Here is a 16,154-nt window from a genome sequence, read left to right as displayed (position 1 = left end):
GGACTGTTTCACGTGAAACAATATGACGTCATCGTCGTCGGAGCCGGCCACGCCGGTGTCGAAGCCGCTTTGGCAGCGGCGCGCCGGAAAGCGCGTACGGCTCTGGTTACCTTTCGCAAGAGCGATCTGGGAATCATGTCGTGTAATCCGGCGATCGGTGGGATCGGCAAAGGTCATCTGGTGCGCGAGATTGACGCGCTTGACGGGATGATGGCTCACGCGGGTGACTACGCGGCGATTCAATATCGGTTACTTAACAGATCGCGCGGTCCGGCAGTACAGGGGCCGCGCGTGCAGGCCGATCGCGATCGTTATGCAGAATTCGTTCAGCGCTATGTCAGTGCGCAACAAGGTCTCGACGTTATCGAAGCTGAAGTGGTTGATCTGCGTGTGGAGGCAGGCGGCGTGCAGGCCGTTATTTTGGCCGACAGAAGCGAAATTCAAGCGCGCGCGGTTGTTCTCGCCACGGGGACCTTTCTTCGGGGAGAGATCCATATCGGGACAGAACGGATCAAAGCCGGTCGCCGCGGATCGCCAGCAGCCGAACGTTTCGGAGACCGGTTGCGCGAGGCTGCTCACGGCGTAGGTCGCTTGAAGACGGGGACACCGGCGCGTCTGGTTGCGTCGAGTATCAACTGGGATTTGGTTGGCCAGCAGCCTGGCGATGAAGAACCTGAGTTCTTGTCATTTGAGACCAAGGCGATTCAAGAACGGCAGGTCCCGTGTGGCGTGACGGAAACCAATCCGCATACGCATGAGATCATTTCGGCCAACCTGCACCTGTCGGCTATGCATGTGGGCAATATTTCTGGCGTTGGGCCTCGCTACTGCCCCTCTATCGAAGATAAGGTTGTACGTTTTGTCGACAAAGCAGAGCACAACGTATTTCTCGAGCCGGAAGGGCTAACCAGTGATTTGGTTTACCCCAACGGCATTTCCACGTCGCTACCCCAGGGCGTTCAGTTGAAATTTCTTCAATCTATCAAAGGGTTGAAGAATGTTGAAGTTCGCCATTTCGGATATGCTATCGAATACGACTATCTCGATCCACGTGGTCTGCATAGCAACTTGGAGCACCGCGAAATCGAAGGTTTGTTCCTGGCGGGCCAGATCAACGGCACAACTGGCTATGAAGAAGCCGGGGCGCAGGGCTTGCTCGCCGGGGCGAATGCTGCTGCGTGTGCCTTGAATGAGGCGCCGCTGACACTCTCTCGCTTCGACAGTTACATCGGTGTGATGGTCGATGACCTTATCCACCGTGGTGTCAGCGAACCTTATCGTATGTTCACCTCTCGCGCTGAGTATCGGTTGAGTATCCGTGCAGACAACGCAGACCAACGGCTGACCCAGCTTGGTTTTGACTATGGATTGGTGACGGATCGGCGACGCGACGTGTTTGAACACAAGATGTTGCGCATGTCTTCCCTTAGAGCCGAGATGGAAGGCAGCACCGTTCCCGCAGAGGTCATGGAAGAACTCGATATTTCGACTGTCAGAAGCGGGCGTAAGCGGAACTGGCGGGACCTCAGCGCCCAACTTGTCTCAGAGAAGCGACCCGTTTCAGTGATGGGAACCTATTTCGGCGATGCGGAGATTGCCGATATTGAGCAGATTGCGCGGGACACGTTCTATGAACCCTACCTTGATCGTCAAAAGCGTGAAGTGGAAAAACTGAAGCGCGAAAGCGCGGTGGTGATACCCGCAACAATCGACTACATGGCTATATCGTCGCTTTCAAACGAACTGAGATCAAAGCTCTCTCGCGTTGCTCCCGAGACGATTGCCGACGTCGAAAGAATCGAGGGAATGACACCCGCAGCAGTTTCAGCTCTGTTGGCGCATATCCATCTTCAGGGCAAGAAGCGCCGTGTCACACAGTGAAGAAGCGGCGGATGCGTTGGGATTCGATGTTTCACGTGAAACAGTTGATCGCCTTGATGTCTATGCGCAGGCCTTGCTGACGTGGTCAAGAAAAATCAACCTGATCGCGCCCACGACACACAGCGATATCTGGTCCCGACACATCGTCGATTCCCTTCAGGTGATTAAATCCGCACCTGCGGTGTTCCCGCGCTCTTGGTGCGATATCGGATCCGGTGGGGGGCTGCCGGGCATCGTAGTGAGCATCATTGCCCGTGAAACCTCACCGTCCTCAATCATTACGTTGATCGAATCGGATAAGAGGAAATCGGCGTTTATGAAAATAATTTCGGATCAGTTGGGACTAAACACACGTGTGATCACGGAGCGGATCGAAGCTGCACCGTCGATTGGCGCCGAGATCGTGTCCGCAAGAGCGCTGGCTCCACTACCGGCCCTGCTGCACTATTGCTCGCGGCATCTGACGTCGGATGGATCGGGCATTCTTTCAAAGGGACGTCAGTGGCGCCAAGAGCTTGAAGAGGCGCGTCAATCATGGCACTTCGAGTATGATATTCAGGATAGTCGCGTCGACCCTGACAGCGTCATTCTCACTGTAAAAAAACTTCGCCGGTTGGACAGCTTCACATGAAAATCATTGCGATCGCGAACCAAAAGGGCGGAGTCGCCAAAACAACCACGGCCATCAATCTCGCAGCCAGCCTTGCCGAAAAGGGGCGCAAGGTTCTGGTGGTGGATATGGACCCTCAAGGCAACGCCTCTACCGGGCTAGGCATCCTCCTCGATCAACGGCAGGAGACCATTTACGATCTTCTGTTGGCCGAAGCATCACCGGAGTCCGCAATTGTCGAGACTGAAACACCGGGCGTCAGCCTGATCCCTTCGACGACCGAGCTGTCGTCGTCCGATGTACAGCTCTATAACGTCAACAAGCGCAGCTACTTGTTGAAGGATTCCTTGGCAAGCCCGGCGCTTGCTACGATGAATTTCGACTATGTGTTGATCGACTGCCCCCCGTCGCTGAACCTTCTGACCGTCAATGCGCTGGTTGCTGCGCATTCCGTGCTTATCCCTCTGCAAAGTGAGTTCTTCGCGCTTGAAGGGCTTTCACAATTGATGCTCACCATCCGAGAGATACGCCAGACGGCCAACAATGCGCTGCGTGTCGAGGGCATTCTGCTGACCATGCATGACCAGCGGAACAACCTCTCACAGCAGGTCGAGCGGGACGCGCGTGACACTCTGGGCGATCTCGTTTACCAGACCGTTATCCCGCGCAATGTACGATTGAGCGAGGCTCCGTCATTCTCCGTTCCGGCGATCACCTACGATCCCAGCTCGAAAGGGGCGCAGGCCTATCGTACTTTTGCGGAGGAATTCTTGAAGAATAACAACGATATGCGAGGAGAATCCTGATGACAGAGCGAAAGCAGTCACGTCGGGGTTTGGGGCGCGGTTTGTCGGCGCTGATGGCGGATGTCGGAATTGACGCCAAAGAGACAAACCCTGAGGCAGTGCAACCGACCTCTGGTGCGCGTGTCGAGCAACTGCCGATCGAGTTGATCGAAGCAAACCCGGATCAGCCGCGTCGAAAGTTCGACGAGCGCGCACTGGGTGAGCTTAGCGAATCGATCAAGTCGAAGGGCATCGTTCAGCCTCTCGTTGTGCGCCCCTCGCCGCGGCAAGCGGACCATTACGAAATCGTTGCTGGTGAACGCCGTTGGCGTGCGGCGCAGCTTGCGCAACTATCGACCCTGCCTGTGGTGGTGCGGCAATTCGATGATCAGGAAGTCCTCGAAGTTGCAATTATCGAGAACATCCAGCGCGAAGGGCTCAACGCGATCGAGGAAGCGACCGGCTATCGTCAGCTGATCGACAAATTCGGCCATACGCAGGAGAAGATTGCCGAAGCGCTCGGCAAGAGCCGAAGCCATATCGCAAACCTGCTGAGACTTCTGAATCTTCCGGCCGAAGTTCAGAATATGGTGGTTGTGGGAACCATCTCGGCGGGGCATGCGCGTGCTTTGGTGACGGCCGAGGATCCGGTGAAGCTTGCCATGCGAGCGGCGGGGGAGGGGCTTTCGGTGCGTGAAACCGAAGATCTCGCGCGCCGCATGTCTGTGCCGCCGGTCAACCCATCGGTGCGTCGCAATCCGCAGAAAGATACCGATACCCGTGCGCTGGAAGAGGATTTGTCGGCAAATCTGGGCATGGGTGTCGCGATTGACCATCGCGCTGGCGGCGAAGGGCAGGTAACCATTCGCTACAAGACGCTTGAGCAGCTTGATCAGCTTTGCCAATTGCTGTCATCGGTGCGCTGAGGCGGGCTACAAAAGCTCTCTGAGCAGTGAATTCAGCAAGGGGCGCCCGGTCTCTGTGGCGCCCATTCGCGTTCCATCGCGCCAGATCAGGCCCATATCAGACAATTCCGACAAGGTTTGCGCGCGCAGGGTGGAGCCTCTCAGTGCTGTATAGCGCTCCAGGTCGATACCTTCGGAAAGCCGCAATCCCATTAAGAGCAGTTCATCGGCCTGCTCGTCGATTGTCAGAACGCTGATTTCATCCGCGCTGACCTGCCTATTGACTTTGGAAAGCCAGTCACCGGGCTGACGCGCGGCAACGGATGCGATCCGACCCTGCTGCGTCGTAACCCGACCATGCGCGCCCGGGCCGATACCGACATAGTCACCGTAACGCCAATAGACCAAATTATGCTGTGATTCCAGACCCTTGAAAGCGTGGTTTGACACTTCGTAGGCCGTCAATCCCGCCGCGTTGCATTGATCCTGTGTGATTTGCCACAGGTCCGCGCCCAAATCTTCGGATGGCAGCCCGCCTAGCCGCCCGCGCGCGTGACGGTCTCCAAAGGCGGTCCCGGGCTCGATGGTTAGCTGGTACAGCGACATATGGCTGGGTTTAAGCGCCAGAGCGGTGGCCAGTTCACGGTCCCAATCCTCTGCCGTTTGATGCTGGCGGGCATAGATCAGGTCAAGACTCGTGCGCGAGAAAACGGAATTGGCGATCTCCCAGGCCTTCATCGCCTCTTCGACGCTGTGCAATCGGCCCAGCTTCGCCAGATCGGCGTCGTTCAACGCCTGTACGCCCAAGGATAGCCGGTTCACCCCGGCATCGGAAAATCCCTGAAAACGCTCAAAATCGACCGATGTCGGATTCGCTTCCAACGTCACTTCAAGGTTGTTCGACGCGTGCCAGCTGGATTTCGCTGCATTGATGACCGCAGCGACCGTTTCTGGTTGCATCAATGACGGCGTGCCGCCGCCGAAAAAGATCGATGTCAGCACCCGACCGCTTGTTATCTCCGCCCAGCGGTCAATTTCGCGCAGATAGGCCTCGCGCCAATCTGCGTGCGAGATGCGCGAAACGACGTGGCTGTTGAAGTCGCAATAGGGGCATTTCGCCGTGCAGAACGGCCAGTGCACATACAATGCGAACCCGCCGTTCCGCCAATCTTCGGCGATGGAGTGTTTCACGTGAAACGCTCGAGAAACGCAGACAGCGCGCGGGCCCGATGCGACAGCGTGTTCTTTTCTGTCGCCGTCATCTCGGCAAAGGTCCGTTCGTGACCTTCCGGCACGAACATAGGGTCATATCCATGGCCCAGAGCCCCCCGAACTGGCCAGACCAGATGCCCGGGCACCGACCCTTCGAATACCTCGTCGCGCCCATCGGGCCACGCCATCACCAGCGTGCAGCGAAATTCGGCGTGCCACGGCGTGTCCTTGCCCTGCAATTCCGTGTGGGTCCGCGTCATCGCTCGCATGAAATCGCGCCCGCCGGGCCCTTCCGCCCAATCCGCCGTATAGACGCCAGGCGCACCATCGAGAGCGTCGACACACAGCCCGGAATCGTCGGCCAATGCCGGCAACCCAGTGGCCTTTGCCGCTGCATGCGCCTTGATCCGGGCATTACCGACAAAGGTCGTCTCGGTTTCTTCCGGTTCAGGCAGGCCCTTCTCGGCTGCAGAGATGATCGACACGCCATGCGGCGCCAGCAATTGCCGCAGCTCTTCGACTTTGCCCGCATTGTGGGTCGCGAATAGCAGGGTTTCGCCGCGCAGGGTCACAATGCGGCCTTTTGCGCCGCGACCAGCTCACCCACGCCTTTCGACGCCAGCGCCAACATGTTGTCCATATCGTCCCGCGAGAAGACCGTGCCTTCGCCCGACATCTGTACTTCGATCATACGACCGTCATCCAGAAGGATGAAGTTTCCGTCAACGCCGGCCGCGCTGTCTTCGTCGTAATCGAGATCCAGAACCGGCTGCCCGGCATAAAGCCCGCAGGATACTGCTGCGACATTGCCGATGATCGGATTGGTCGCGATGGCCCCCGTCTTCATCAGGGTGCGGATCGCCATTTCCAGCGCCACCCAGCCGCCGGTGATCGAGGCGCAACGCGTCCCGCCATCGGCCTGGATCACGTCGCAATCGACGGTGATCTGCCGCTCACCCATCGCCGAGCGGTCAATGCCCGCGCGCAGCGACCGCCCGATCAGGCGCTGGATCTCGATCGTGCGCCCGCCTTGCTTGCCGGTCGCGGCTTCGCGCCGGTTGCGCTTGTTGGTGGCGCGCGGCAGCATACCGTATTCGGCGGTGACCCAGCCCAACCCGGTATTCTTCAGGAAAGGCGGCGTGCGATCTTCGACCGAGGCCGTGCACAGGACATGGGTATTGCCCATCTTGATCAGACAAGACCCTTCCGCATGCCGCATCACTCCGGTTTCGATTGAAACCACTCGCATTTCATCTAGATTTCTTCCCGAAGGGCGCATGTCCGGATCCTCTTGTCGATGTGACTCCAGATACATCCCGCGCGCCCGGGGTTGCAACCTGAATGACGCCGTGCGCAGCCACGGCCCGAGGAGCGATGAGCGCAGAGAACAAGGCCTTTCACGACATGAATGACCGCGCCCGCGAGGTCTTTCGCCGCGTCGTCGACAGCTACCTGCAGACCGGTGCGCCGGTCGGCTCGCGCACGCTGACCCGCGATTTCAGCGAGAAGCTCTCGCCCGCCACGATCCGCAACGTGATGCAGGATCTCGAATATATGGGGCTTCTGGAAAGCCCGCATGTTTCGGCCGGGCGCGTGCCCACGCAACAGGGGCTGCGCCTTTTCGTGGATGCGCTGCTCGAAATCGACCCCGTCACCAGCGCCGATCGCGAACGGCTCGAAGCCACACGGCATTCCAACGAACGTGACGTGACCGCGCTTTTGGACAGGGTGGGACGGGCGCTGTCGGGCGTCACGCGCGGGGCTTCGCTGGTTCTGGCCCCCAAGCACGAGGCGCCGATCAAGCATATCGAATTCGTGCCGATCTCGAATGACCGCGCGCTGGTGGTGCTGGTTTTCGATGACGGCCATGTCGAAAACCGCGTTTTCGCCACGCCGCCGGGCCTTGTCCCGTCGGCAATCCGCGAGGCGGTGAATTTCATCAATGCGCTCGCCTCGGGCCTGACCCTCAGCGAGCTGCGCGGTCGCATGCGGACCGAGATCCGGGCACGGCGGCAGGAAATCGACTCGCTCGCCTCAGACCTGATCGAACGTGGCATGGCGCTTTGGGAAAACGAGGGCGAGCGCCATGAGCGTCTCATCGTCAGCGGCCGCGCCAACCTGCTGGAACAAACCGATACCGACAGCCTTCAGCGCATCCGCGAGCTGTTCGACGACCTCGAGCGTAAACGCGACATCGCCGAAGTGCTCGAACATACCGAACAAGGCGACGGTGTGCGCATTTTCATCGGTGCCGAGAACAAACTCTTTTCGCTGACGGGTTCCACTTTGGTGGTTTCTCCATATATGAACGCCGACAGCAAGATCGTCGGTGCGGTCGGGGTCATCGGCCCGACCCGGCTCAACTATGGCCGCATCGTCCCGATCGTGGATTATACCGCTCAGCTCGTCGGCAAGATGCTGACCGAGCTGGGTTCCGATTGACACGAGGACCCAATGGCTGACCCGCAGCAGAACCCGGCTGAAGAACCCGTCGAAACCGAAGACCTCGCGACCCCCGAGGAACAGCTCGATCCCGTCGCCGCGCTGGAAGCGGCGCAGGCGAAGATGGAGGCCGAGCGCAACGAGATGCGCGACCGGCTGATGCGCGCGCTGGCGGATCTGGAAAACACCCGCAAGCGGGCCGAGAAGGACCGGCGCGAGGCGGCGATCTATGGCGGTCAGAAACTGGCGCGCGACATGCTGTCGGTTTTCGACAACCTGAACCGGGCGCTGTCCCTGATGGATGACAGCCTGCGCGAGCAGCAGAAAGGGCTGGCCGAAGGGCTGGACCTGACGCTGCGTGACCTGATGAACATCTATGCCCGCCACGGGATCGAGCGCGTCGCGCCCGAAGTCGGCGAGACCTTCGATCCGCATTTCCACGAAGCGATGTTCGAAGCCCCGGTGCCCGGCACCAAGGCGGGCCAGATCATCCAGGTCGTGTCGGAAGGCTTCCGGCTGAACGATCACTTGCTGCGCCCGGCCCAGGTCGGCGTGTCCTCGACCCCGGGCTAAGACGCGCGAGGCTGTAGGGTGCGTGCTTTGCACGCACCGCTCCCGGCAAGGGCGGCAAGGCACCGTAGCGCGCCTTAGCCCTTGTCGTCGCCCAGCAGGTCCCGCAGCTCGTACAGCATCGTCAGGGCCTCGCGCGGCGTCATCGAATCCGGATGAACGCTGCGCAGCTTTTCCTCCACCACAGATGCTTTGGGCTTGGCGGCCCGGACAGGGGCCGGGGGCGACGCTGCGGCAAAGAGCGGCAGCTCGTCGATCAGCGCCTTCGCGCCTTTCTGCCCCTGATCGCCCGCTTCCAGCATTTCCAGAACTTCGCGCGCCCGCACGATCACCGCGTCCGGCAGACCCGCCAGCCGCGCCACCTGCACGCCATAGGACCGGTCCGCTGCGCCCTTGATCACCTCGTGCAGGAAAACGACCTCGCCCTCCCATTCGCGGACGCTGACGGTGGCATTCTCGATCCCGTCCAACCGCTCGGCCATCGCCACCATCTCGTGGTAATGCGTGGCAAACAGCGCGCGGCAGCCATTGACCGCGTGCAGATGTTCCAGCACTGCCCAGGCGATGGACAGGCCGTCATAAGTCGCGGTGCCGCGCCCGATCTCGTCAAGGATCACGAAGGCGCGCTTGCCCGCCTGATTGACGATCGCCGCCGTCTCGACCATCTCGACCATGAAGGTCGAGCGCCCGCGCGCCAGATCATCTGAGGCGCCGACGCGGCTGAAGACCTGATCGACCAGTCCGATCCGCGCCGAGCGCGCCGGCACATAGCCGCCCGCCTGCGCGAGGATAGCGATCAGTGCGTTCTGGCGCAGGAAGGTCGATTTACCGGCCATGTTCGGCCCCGTAACCAGCCAAATCGCCGCCGCGTCGCTCTCCTTGGGGTCCAGCGCAAGATCGTTGGCGACAAAGGGCTGGCCATTCTTTGCCAACGCCGCCTCGACCACCGGGTGCCGCCCGGCCTCGACCTCGAAATCGCGGCTGTCATCGACCTGCGGCCGCGTCCAGTCGCGCAGCCGCGCCAGCTCGGCGAAGCCCGCCGTGACATCGATCTCGGCCAGCGCGCGGGCGGCGCCATGCACGTCGGCGGCGCGCTCGAGGATCGCCGCGCGCAGCTCTTCGAAGATCCGCCGCTCGATATCCAGCGCCCGCGCGCCCGCGTTCAGGATCTTGGTTTCCATCTCGGACAGCGGCACGGTGGTGAACCGGACCTGATTGGCCGTGGTCTGCCGATGCTTGAACACCTCGTTCAAAGGGGCGGACAGCATCTTCTCGGCATGGGTCGCGGTCGTCTCGATGAAGTAGCCAAGCACGTTGTTGTGCTTGATCTTCAGCGAGTTGATGCCGGTTTCCTTGATGTACTCGGCCTGCATCCGGGCAATCACGCCGCGCCCTTCGTCGCGCAGCTCGCGCGCCGCGTCCAGCTCTTCGTCCACGCCCGAGGCGATGAAGCCCCCATCGCGGGCCAGAAGCGGCGGCTCCGCCACCAGAGAGCGCTCCAGCAGCCCCGCCAGCGCCTCATGTCCGGACAGGGCATCCCGGGCCGCCGAGAGCACGTCAGGGCCGTCCTGAGGCAGCATGGCGGCCAGAGCGCCCGCCTGTGCCAGCCCGCCGCGGATCATCGCCAGATCGCGCGGCCCGCCGCGTTCCAGCGCCAGCCGCGACAGCGCGCGGTCGATATCGGGCACCGCCTTCAGACAGGCGCGCAGATCGCCGCGTAACAGGTCGTCGCCGACCAGCAAATCCACCGCCGCCAGCCGCGCCCGGATTACGCCCAGATCGCAGGACGGCGCGGAAATGCGCCGCTCGAGCAGGCGCGCACCGCCCGCCGTGACGCTGGTATCGATCGCGCTCAGAAGCGACCCGTCACGCCCGCCCTGAAGCGACGATGTCAGTTCAAGGTTCCGCCGCGTCGGCCCGTCGATCTGCATCGCCGCGCCCGCGCTTTCCTTTACCGGCGGGCGCATCAGCGGCATCCGGCCTTTTTGCGTCAGGTCGAGGTAATCGACCAACGCCCCGAGCGCCGAAACCTCTTCGCGCGTGAAGGTGCCAAACCCGTCCAGCGTCTGCACCCCGAACAGCGCACAAAGCCGCTTCGTACCGGCGGCGCTGTCGAAGGACGCGCGCCCGCGTTCGGCCAGCGTCAGGGCCATGTCGTCGGCCAGTTCGCGCAGGCTTGCGGCGTGATCCTCGGCCACGATCAGTTCCCGCGCGCCCAGCCGCGCCAGTTCGGGCGCCAGCCGCACGCGCGGGCAGGGCATCACCCGCAACTCGCCGGTGGAAATATCCGCCCAGGCCAGCGCCGCCTCGCCGCGAATGTCGCCCCACGCGGCAAGGTAATTGTGCCGCCGGGGCTCCAGCAGCGCGTCTTCGGTCAGCGTGCCGGGCGTGACCAGCCGCACCACGTCGCGCTTGACCACCGATTTCGAGCCGCGCTTCTTGGCCTCGGCCGGGTCTTCCATCTGTTCGGCGATGGCCACGCGGAAGCCCTTGCGGATCAGCGTCAGCAGATAGCCTTCGGCCGCATGGACCGGCACGCCGCACATCGGGATATCTTCGCCCAGATGCTGGCCGCGCTTGGTCAGCGAGATATCCAGCGCCGCCGCCGCCGCGACCGCGTCGTCGAAGAACATCTCGTAGAAATCGCCCATGCGATAGAACAACAGCGCATCTGGATTTTGCTCCTTGATCTCAAGGAACTGCGCCATCATCGGCGTGACTTGCTGGCTCATTCCGCCCCCGGTTTGCATCCGTACGCGACTGTAATGCAGCCGGATTCCGGGCGAAAGGGCGATCCCCGTGCCGCGCCGGGGCATCGGCAGGGCGTTCGCCGGCCAAATCCCGCGTTGTTCCACGCGCGCTTGGGCGCTAAGGAAAAACAGTTCCCCGGAGGAGGCCCCATGTCCCGCAAGTCCCGTATCACGCCCGACGAGGCGCTTCGCTATCACTTCGAGCCCACGCCCGGCAAATACGAGATCACCGCCTCGAAGCCGATGGCGACCCAGCGCGACCTGTCGCTGGCCTATTCGCCCGGTGTCGCGGTTCCCGTGGAAGCGATCGCGCAGGATCCTGGGCTCGCCTATGATTACACCACCAAGGGCAACATGGTGGCCGTGGTGTCGAACGGCACGGCGATCCTTGGCCTCGGCAATCTGGGGGCGCTGGCCTCGAAACCGGTGATGGAAGGCAAGGCGGTGCTGTTCAAGCGCTTCGCCGATGTCAACGCCATCGATATCGAGCTTGCGACCGAGGATGCCGACGAGATCATCAAGGCCGTGCACCTGATGTCGCCCACTTTCGGCGGCATCAACCTTGAAGATATCAAGGCGCCCGAATGCTTCATCATCGAAAGCCGTCTGAAAGAGCTGTGCGACATCCCGGTGTTCCACGATGACCAGCACGGCACGGCGGTGATCTGCGCGGCGGGTCTCATCAACGCGCTCGAGATCAGCGGCAAGAAGATCGAAGACTGCAAGGTCGTGCTGAACGGCGCCGGCGCCGCCGGCATCGCCTGTCTTGAGCTTATCAAATCGATGGGCGCCAAGCACGAAAACTGCCTCATGTGCGACACCAAGGGCGTGATCTATCAGGGCCGCACCGAGGGCATGAACCAGTGGAAATCGGCCCATGCGGTCGAAACTGAAGCGCGCACGCTGGAAGAGGCGATGGTCGATGCCGACGTGTTCCTTGGTGTGTCGGCCAAGGGCGCTGTCACGCCCGAAATGGTGGCCAGCATGGCCGAAAACCCGGTCATTTTCGCCATGGCCAACCCTGATCCGGAAATCACCCCCGAAGAAGCCCACGCCGTGCGCCCCGACGCGATCGTGGCGACCGGGCGCTCGGATTACCCCAATCAGGTCAACAACGTGCTGGGCTTCCCCTATCTGTTCCGGGGCGCTCTGGACATCCACGCCCGCGCGATCAACGACGAAATGAAGATCGCCTGCGCGCAGGCCCTCGCCGCGCTGGCGCGCGAAGACGTGCCCGACGAGGTCGCCATGGCCTATGGCCGCAAGCTGTCTTTCGGACGGGACTACATCATTCCCACGCCCTTCGACCCGCGGCTGATCTACACGATCCCGCCCGCCGTGGCGAAAGCCGGGATGGATACCGGCGTCGCGCGGCGGCCGATCATCGACATGGACGCCTATACGCAGAACCTGCAGCGCCGGATGGACCCGACCGCTTCGATCCAGCAAAGCCTGTTCGCCCGCGCGCGCCAGAGCCAGAGCCGCATGATCTTTGCCGAGGGCGATGACGAGCGCGTGCTGCGCGCCGCCGTGGCCTATCAGCGCGCCGGTCTGGGCAAATCGCTGGTCGTGGGGCAGGACGACGATGTGAAGCGCCGGCTCGAAGCGGCCGGTCTGGGCGACGCGGTGCGCGAGCTGCAGGTGGTGAACGCCGCCAACACCCGCCATCTCGAGACCTACAAGGAATTCCTCTACGGCCGCCTGCAGCGCAAGGGTTTCGACCAGCGCGACGTGCACCGCATGACCACCCGCGACCGGCATATCTTTTCGGCGCTGATGCTGCAGCATGGGCATGGCGACGGGCTGGTGACCGGGGCCACGCGCAAGTCGGCACTTGTGATGGACATGATCAACCACGTCTTCGATGCCCGCGCACAGGACGGCGCGGTCGGGGTCTCGGCCTTGCTGCACAAGGGCAAGATCGTGCTGATCGCCGACACGCTGGTGCATGAATGGCCCGAAGAAGACGATCTTGCCGATATCGCCATTCGCGCCGCGTCGGTGGCGCGCACGCTGGGGCTTGAGCCGCGCGTGGCCTTTGTCAGCTTCTCGACCTTCGGTTATCCGATTTCCGAGCGCGCGCAGAAGATGCATCTGGCCCCCGATGTGCTGGAAGCGCGCGGCGTCGATTTCGAATACGAGGGCGAGATGACCGTCGACGTGGCCCTTAACCCGCAGGCCGCCACGCATTACCCGTTCTCACGGCTGACGAAGCCCGCGAATATCCTTGTCGTGCCCGCGCGGCACTCGGCCTCGATCTCGGTCAAGCTGATGCAGGAGATGGCGGGCGCCACGGTGATCGGTCCGATCCTGACGGGGGTGCCCAAGCCGATCCAGATCCTGCCCACCAACGCCACCGTCAACGACATCATGAACATGGCGGTGATGGCGGCCTGCCGCGTGGGGATCGCGTCGCGATGAGTGTCTATTGCCTCGGCTCGATCAATATCGACCACGTCTATCGCCTGAAGGCCCTACCGTTGGCGGGTGAGACGCTGTCGGCCACCGGCTATCAGCCGGGGCTGGGCGGCAAGGGCGTGAACCAGAGCATCGCGGCGCTCAGGGCTGGGGCGAAGGTCGTGCATATCGGTGCGGTGGGGCAGGGGGATGCCTGGATCGCCGGGGCGCTGGTGGAGCATGGCGTGGCGATGGATTGCATCGCCACTGTCGCCCAGCCCACCGGCCACGCGATCGTTGCGGTCGATGACGCGGGCGAGAACCAGATCATCATCTATTCCGGCGCCAATCTCGCGCAGGATCCGGCGTTGATCGACGCGACGCTCACGGCGGCGCAGCCGGGCGACATCCTGCTGTTGCAGAACGAAACCTCGCATCAGGTCGAGGCCGCGAAAGCCGCCCGGGCGCGCGGGATGAAGGTGTTCTATTCCGCCGCTCCCTTCGCGTTGGAGCCGCTCAGCGCCGTTTTGCCCCATGTCACGCATTTGCTGGTCAATGCAGGCGAGGCGCGCGCCCTGACCGAGGCCACGGGTATTCCGCTCGATGCCCAGCCGGTCGAGGCGGTTATCGTCACCCATGGCGCCAAGGGCGCGGAATGGGTGAGCCAGGGCGCCGAGCCGCTTTTCATCCCGGCTTTCAAGGTCACGCCCGTCGATACAACCGGCGCGGGCGATTGTTTCGCAGGCTCTCTCGCCGCTGCGCTCGACCAGGGGGCGAGTGCCCCTGACGCCCTGCGCTATGCCTCTGCTGCTGCAGCGTTGCAGGTCACACGCCCCGGCGCAGCCCCGGCGATGCCCCTGAAATCCGAGGTTCAGGCCTTGATCGACAGGGCCTGACACATACAATCACCGCATCCCTGCCTTTTTTTCGCCTTTGTTAAGGGTTGGTTTAGGAGTCGAGTTCAACCTGTTCCCATTCAGCCGGAAGGTGATCATGACCGCTCAGACCAATACCGCGCTTCATGTGGCAGCCACGAAGCCGGGTGCCTCGCTCCCTGCCGGTGCCGGTATCGCACTGGCCATGGTTCTTGGCGGGGCGATGTGGGTGGGTATCTTCGCGCTTTTCCTCTGAATGCTCTGACCCGTCGCGCAGCTCCTCCCCCAGGCGATGCGACACCGGACAATGCGTCCGAACGCAAACGGGCCGCGATCTTCGCGGCCCGTTTCGTTTATGCAGCGATGCAATCCAAATCCGGGAAAGCAAAACGGGCCGCCCAACAGGACGGCCCGATTAAAGCAATCTTTATAGAGGCTTAGCCCTTTTCAGCAACCCGCGCATTCCGCGTCGCGATCAGTTTCAGGCGCAGCGCGTTCAGGTGGATGAAGCCGGCGGCGTCCTTCTGGTCGTAGGCGCCCGCATCTTCTTCGAATGTCACGTGCTTCTCGGAATACAGCGAGTAATCCGACCAGCGCGCCACGGTCCGCGCCACGCCCTTGTAGAGCTTCAGCTTGACCGTGCCGGTGACGTATTCCTGCGTCTTGTCGATCAGCGCCTGCAGCGCCTCGCGCTCGGGCGAGAACCAGAAGCCGTTATAGATCAGCTCGGCATAGCGCGGCATGATCGAATCCTTCAGGTGGCCAGCGCCCGAATCGAGCGTGATCTGCTCGATACCGCGATGCGCTTCCAGCAGGATCGTACCACCCGGCGTTTCGTAAACGCCGCGCGATTTCATGCCGACGAAGCGGTTTTCCACGAAGTCCAGCATGCCGATACCATGCTTGGCACCGTATTCGTTCAGCTTGGTCAGGATCGTGGCGGGCGACATGGCCTCGCCATTGATCGCCACCGCGTCGCCCTGCTCGAAAGCGACCTCGATGAATTCCGGCTGATCCGGCGCGTCCTCGACCTGAACGATGCGCTGCGCCACGTAATCGGGCGCCTCGACACCCGGATCTTCCAGAACCGTGCCCTCGGACGAGGTATGCAGCAGGTTCGCATCGACCGAGAACGGCGCTTCGCCGCGCTTGTTCTTGGCAATCGGGATCTGGTTCTGTTCGGCGAATTCCAGCAGACGGGTCCGCGAGGTCAGGTCCCATTCCCGCCACGGCGCGATCACCCGGATCGACGGGTCTAGCGCCAGCGCCGACAATTCGAACCGCACCTGATCGTTGCCTTTGCCGGTCGCCCCATGGGCGATGGCATCGGCGCCGTGTTTGTGGGCGATTTCCACCAGATGTTTCGAGATCAGCGGTCGCGCGATCGAGGTGCCCAGCAGATAGAGCCCCTCATACAGCGCGTTGGCACGGAACATCGGGAAGACGAAATCCTTCACGAATTCCTCGCGCACGTCGAGGATGTGAATGTTCTCTTCCTTGATGCCCAGCATCAGCGCCTTGGCACGCGCGGGCTCCAGTTCCTCACCCTGGCCCAGATCGGCCGTATAGGTGATCACTTCGCAGCCGTATTCGGTCTGCAGCCATTTCAGGATGATCGAGGTATCGAGACCGCCGGAATAGGCCAGCACGACTTTCTTGGGCGCGGACATGAGCATCTCCCATGGAGTGGAACGGGCTTCGACTATCCCCTTTACCCTTGCTGCGCA

Annotated in this window: 14 protein-coding genes; 9 read left to right on the top strand and 5 right to left on the bottom strand. The window is 62.1% G+C overall.

What is annotated here, in order from left to right:
* Positions 1-3 precede the first annotated feature (3 nt).
* The 4 genes from mnmG to JI664_RS09620 are packed head-to-tail and all read left to right on the top strand — an operon-like array spanning position 4 to position 4,202.
* Positions 4-1,881 carry a tRNA uridine-5-carboxymethylaminomethyl(34) synthesis enzyme MnmG gene (gene mnmG, locus JI664_RS09635; RefSeq protein WP_207013651.1) on the top strand — a complete coding sequence of 626 codons (1,878 nt, stop codon included), beginning with the start codon at positions 4-6 and terminating at the stop codon, positions 1,879-1,881.
* On the top strand, positions 1,868-2,512 hold the full coding sequence (gene rsmG, locus JI664_RS09630; protein WP_207013526.1) for a 16S rRNA (guanine(527)-N(7))-methyltransferase RsmG: 645 nt from the start codon (positions 1,868-1,870) through the stop codon (positions 2,510-2,512). The genes mnmG and rsmG overlap by 14 nt, the downstream gene beginning before the upstream one ends.
* On the top strand, positions 2,509-3,297 hold the full coding sequence (locus JI664_RS09625) for a ParA family protein (RefSeq protein ID WP_207013525.1): 789 nt from the start codon (positions 2,509-2,511) through the stop codon (positions 3,295-3,297). Before rsmG ends, JI664_RS09625 begins: the two co-directional genes overlap by 4 nt.
* Positions 3,297-4,202 carry a ParB/RepB/Spo0J family partition protein gene (locus tag JI664_RS09620; RefSeq protein ID WP_207013524.1) on the top strand — a complete coding sequence of 302 codons (906 nt, stop codon included), beginning with the start codon at positions 3,297-3,299 and terminating at the stop codon, positions 4,200-4,202. The genes JI664_RS09625 and JI664_RS09620 overlap by 1 nt, the downstream gene beginning before the upstream one ends.
* Positions 4,203-4,208: 6 nt before the next feature.
* Here the strand turns inward: JI664_RS09620 and hemW are convergent, their stop codons facing one another.
* Genes hemW through rph form a run of 3 tightly spaced genes read right to left on the bottom strand, consistent with a single transcriptional unit; the run spans position 4,209 to position 6,672 of the window.
* Positions 4,209-5,372 carry a radical SAM family heme chaperone HemW gene (hemW, locus tag JI664_RS09615; RefSeq protein WP_349768708.1) on the bottom strand — a complete coding sequence of 388 codons (1,164 nt, stop codon included), beginning with the start codon at positions 5,370-5,372 and terminating at the stop codon, positions 4,209-4,211.
* The gene (gene rdgB / locus JI664_RS09610) at positions 5,369-5,965 is read right to left on the bottom strand and encodes an RdgB/HAM1 family non-canonical purine NTP pyrophosphatase (RefSeq protein ID WP_349768707.1); all 597 of its coding nucleotides are present in this window, start codon (positions 5,963-5,965) and stop codon (positions 5,369-5,371) included. The genes hemW and rdgB overlap by 4 nt, the downstream gene beginning before the upstream one ends.
* Positions 5,962-6,672, bottom strand: a complete 711-nt coding sequence (gene rph / locus JI664_RS09605) for a ribonuclease PH (RefSeq protein WP_207013523.1) — start codon at positions 6,670-6,672, stop codon at positions 5,962-5,964. Before rph ends, rdgB begins: the two co-directional genes overlap by 4 nt.
* A 95-nt stretch (positions 6,673-6,767) precedes the next feature.
* Here rph and hrcA point away from each other — a divergent pair, with 95 nt between their 5' ends.
* Positions 6,768-7,835 carry a heat-inducible transcriptional repressor HrcA gene (gene hrcA, locus JI664_RS09600; protein ID WP_207013522.1) on the top strand — a complete coding sequence of 356 codons (1,068 nt, stop codon included), beginning with the start codon at positions 6,768-6,770 and terminating at the stop codon, positions 7,833-7,835.
* 12 nt (positions 7,836-7,847) lie between these two features.
* Positions 7,848-8,408 carry a nucleotide exchange factor GrpE gene (locus tag JI664_RS09595; protein ID WP_207013521.1) on the top strand — a complete coding sequence of 187 codons (561 nt, stop codon included), beginning with the start codon at positions 7,848-7,850 and terminating at the stop codon, positions 8,406-8,408.
* A gap of 74 nt (positions 8,409-8,482) precedes the next feature.
* On the opposite strand, the gene mutS is transcribed toward JI664_RS09595, so the two are convergent.
* Positions 8,483-11,137, bottom strand: coding sequence for a DNA mismatch repair protein MutS (gene mutS / locus JI664_RS09590; protein WP_207013520.1), 2,655 nt, complete (start codon positions 11,135-11,137; stop codon positions 8,483-8,485).
* 168 nt (positions 11,138-11,305) lie between these two features.
* On the opposite strand from mutS, the gene JI664_RS09585 reads away from it, so the two are divergent.
* The 3 genes from JI664_RS09585 to JI664_RS09575 all read left to right on the top strand — a co-directional run bounded on the left by JI664_RS09585 (position 11,306) and on the right by JI664_RS09575 (position 14,683).
* A complete protein-coding gene (locus JI664_RS09585) occupies positions 11,306-13,576 on the top strand; it encodes an NADP-dependent malic enzyme (RefSeq protein ID WP_207013519.1) in 2,271 nt (756 codons plus the stop codon).
* Entirely contained in the window at positions 13,573-14,448 is an 876-nt protein-coding gene (locus JI664_RS09580) for a ribokinase (protein WP_207013518.1), read from the top strand. The genes JI664_RS09585 and JI664_RS09580 overlap by 4 nt, the downstream gene beginning before the upstream one ends.
* Positions 14,449-14,545: 97 nt before the next feature.
* A complete protein-coding gene (locus JI664_RS09575; RefSeq protein ID WP_207013517.1) occupies positions 14,546-14,683 on the top strand; it encodes a hypothetical protein in 138 nt (45 codons plus the stop codon).
* 181 nt (positions 14,684-14,864) lie between these two features.
* Here JI664_RS09575 and JI664_RS09570 read toward each other — a convergent pair whose 3' ends face one another.
* A complete protein-coding gene (locus JI664_RS09570) occupies positions 14,865-16,097 on the bottom strand; it encodes an argininosuccinate synthase (RefSeq protein ID WP_207013516.1) in 1,233 nt (410 codons plus the stop codon).
* Positions 16,098-16,154 lie beyond the last annotated feature (57 nt).

Origin of the sequence: Rhodobacter sp. NTK016B (assembly GCF_017303295.1) — a bacterium.
GTDB lineage: Bacteria > Pseudomonadota > Alphaproteobacteria > Rhodobacterales > Rhodobacteraceae > Pararhodobacter.
The sequence above is the reverse complement of the archived record's forward strand: the minus strand, read 5'-3'. Positions and strand labels throughout refer to the sequence as shown.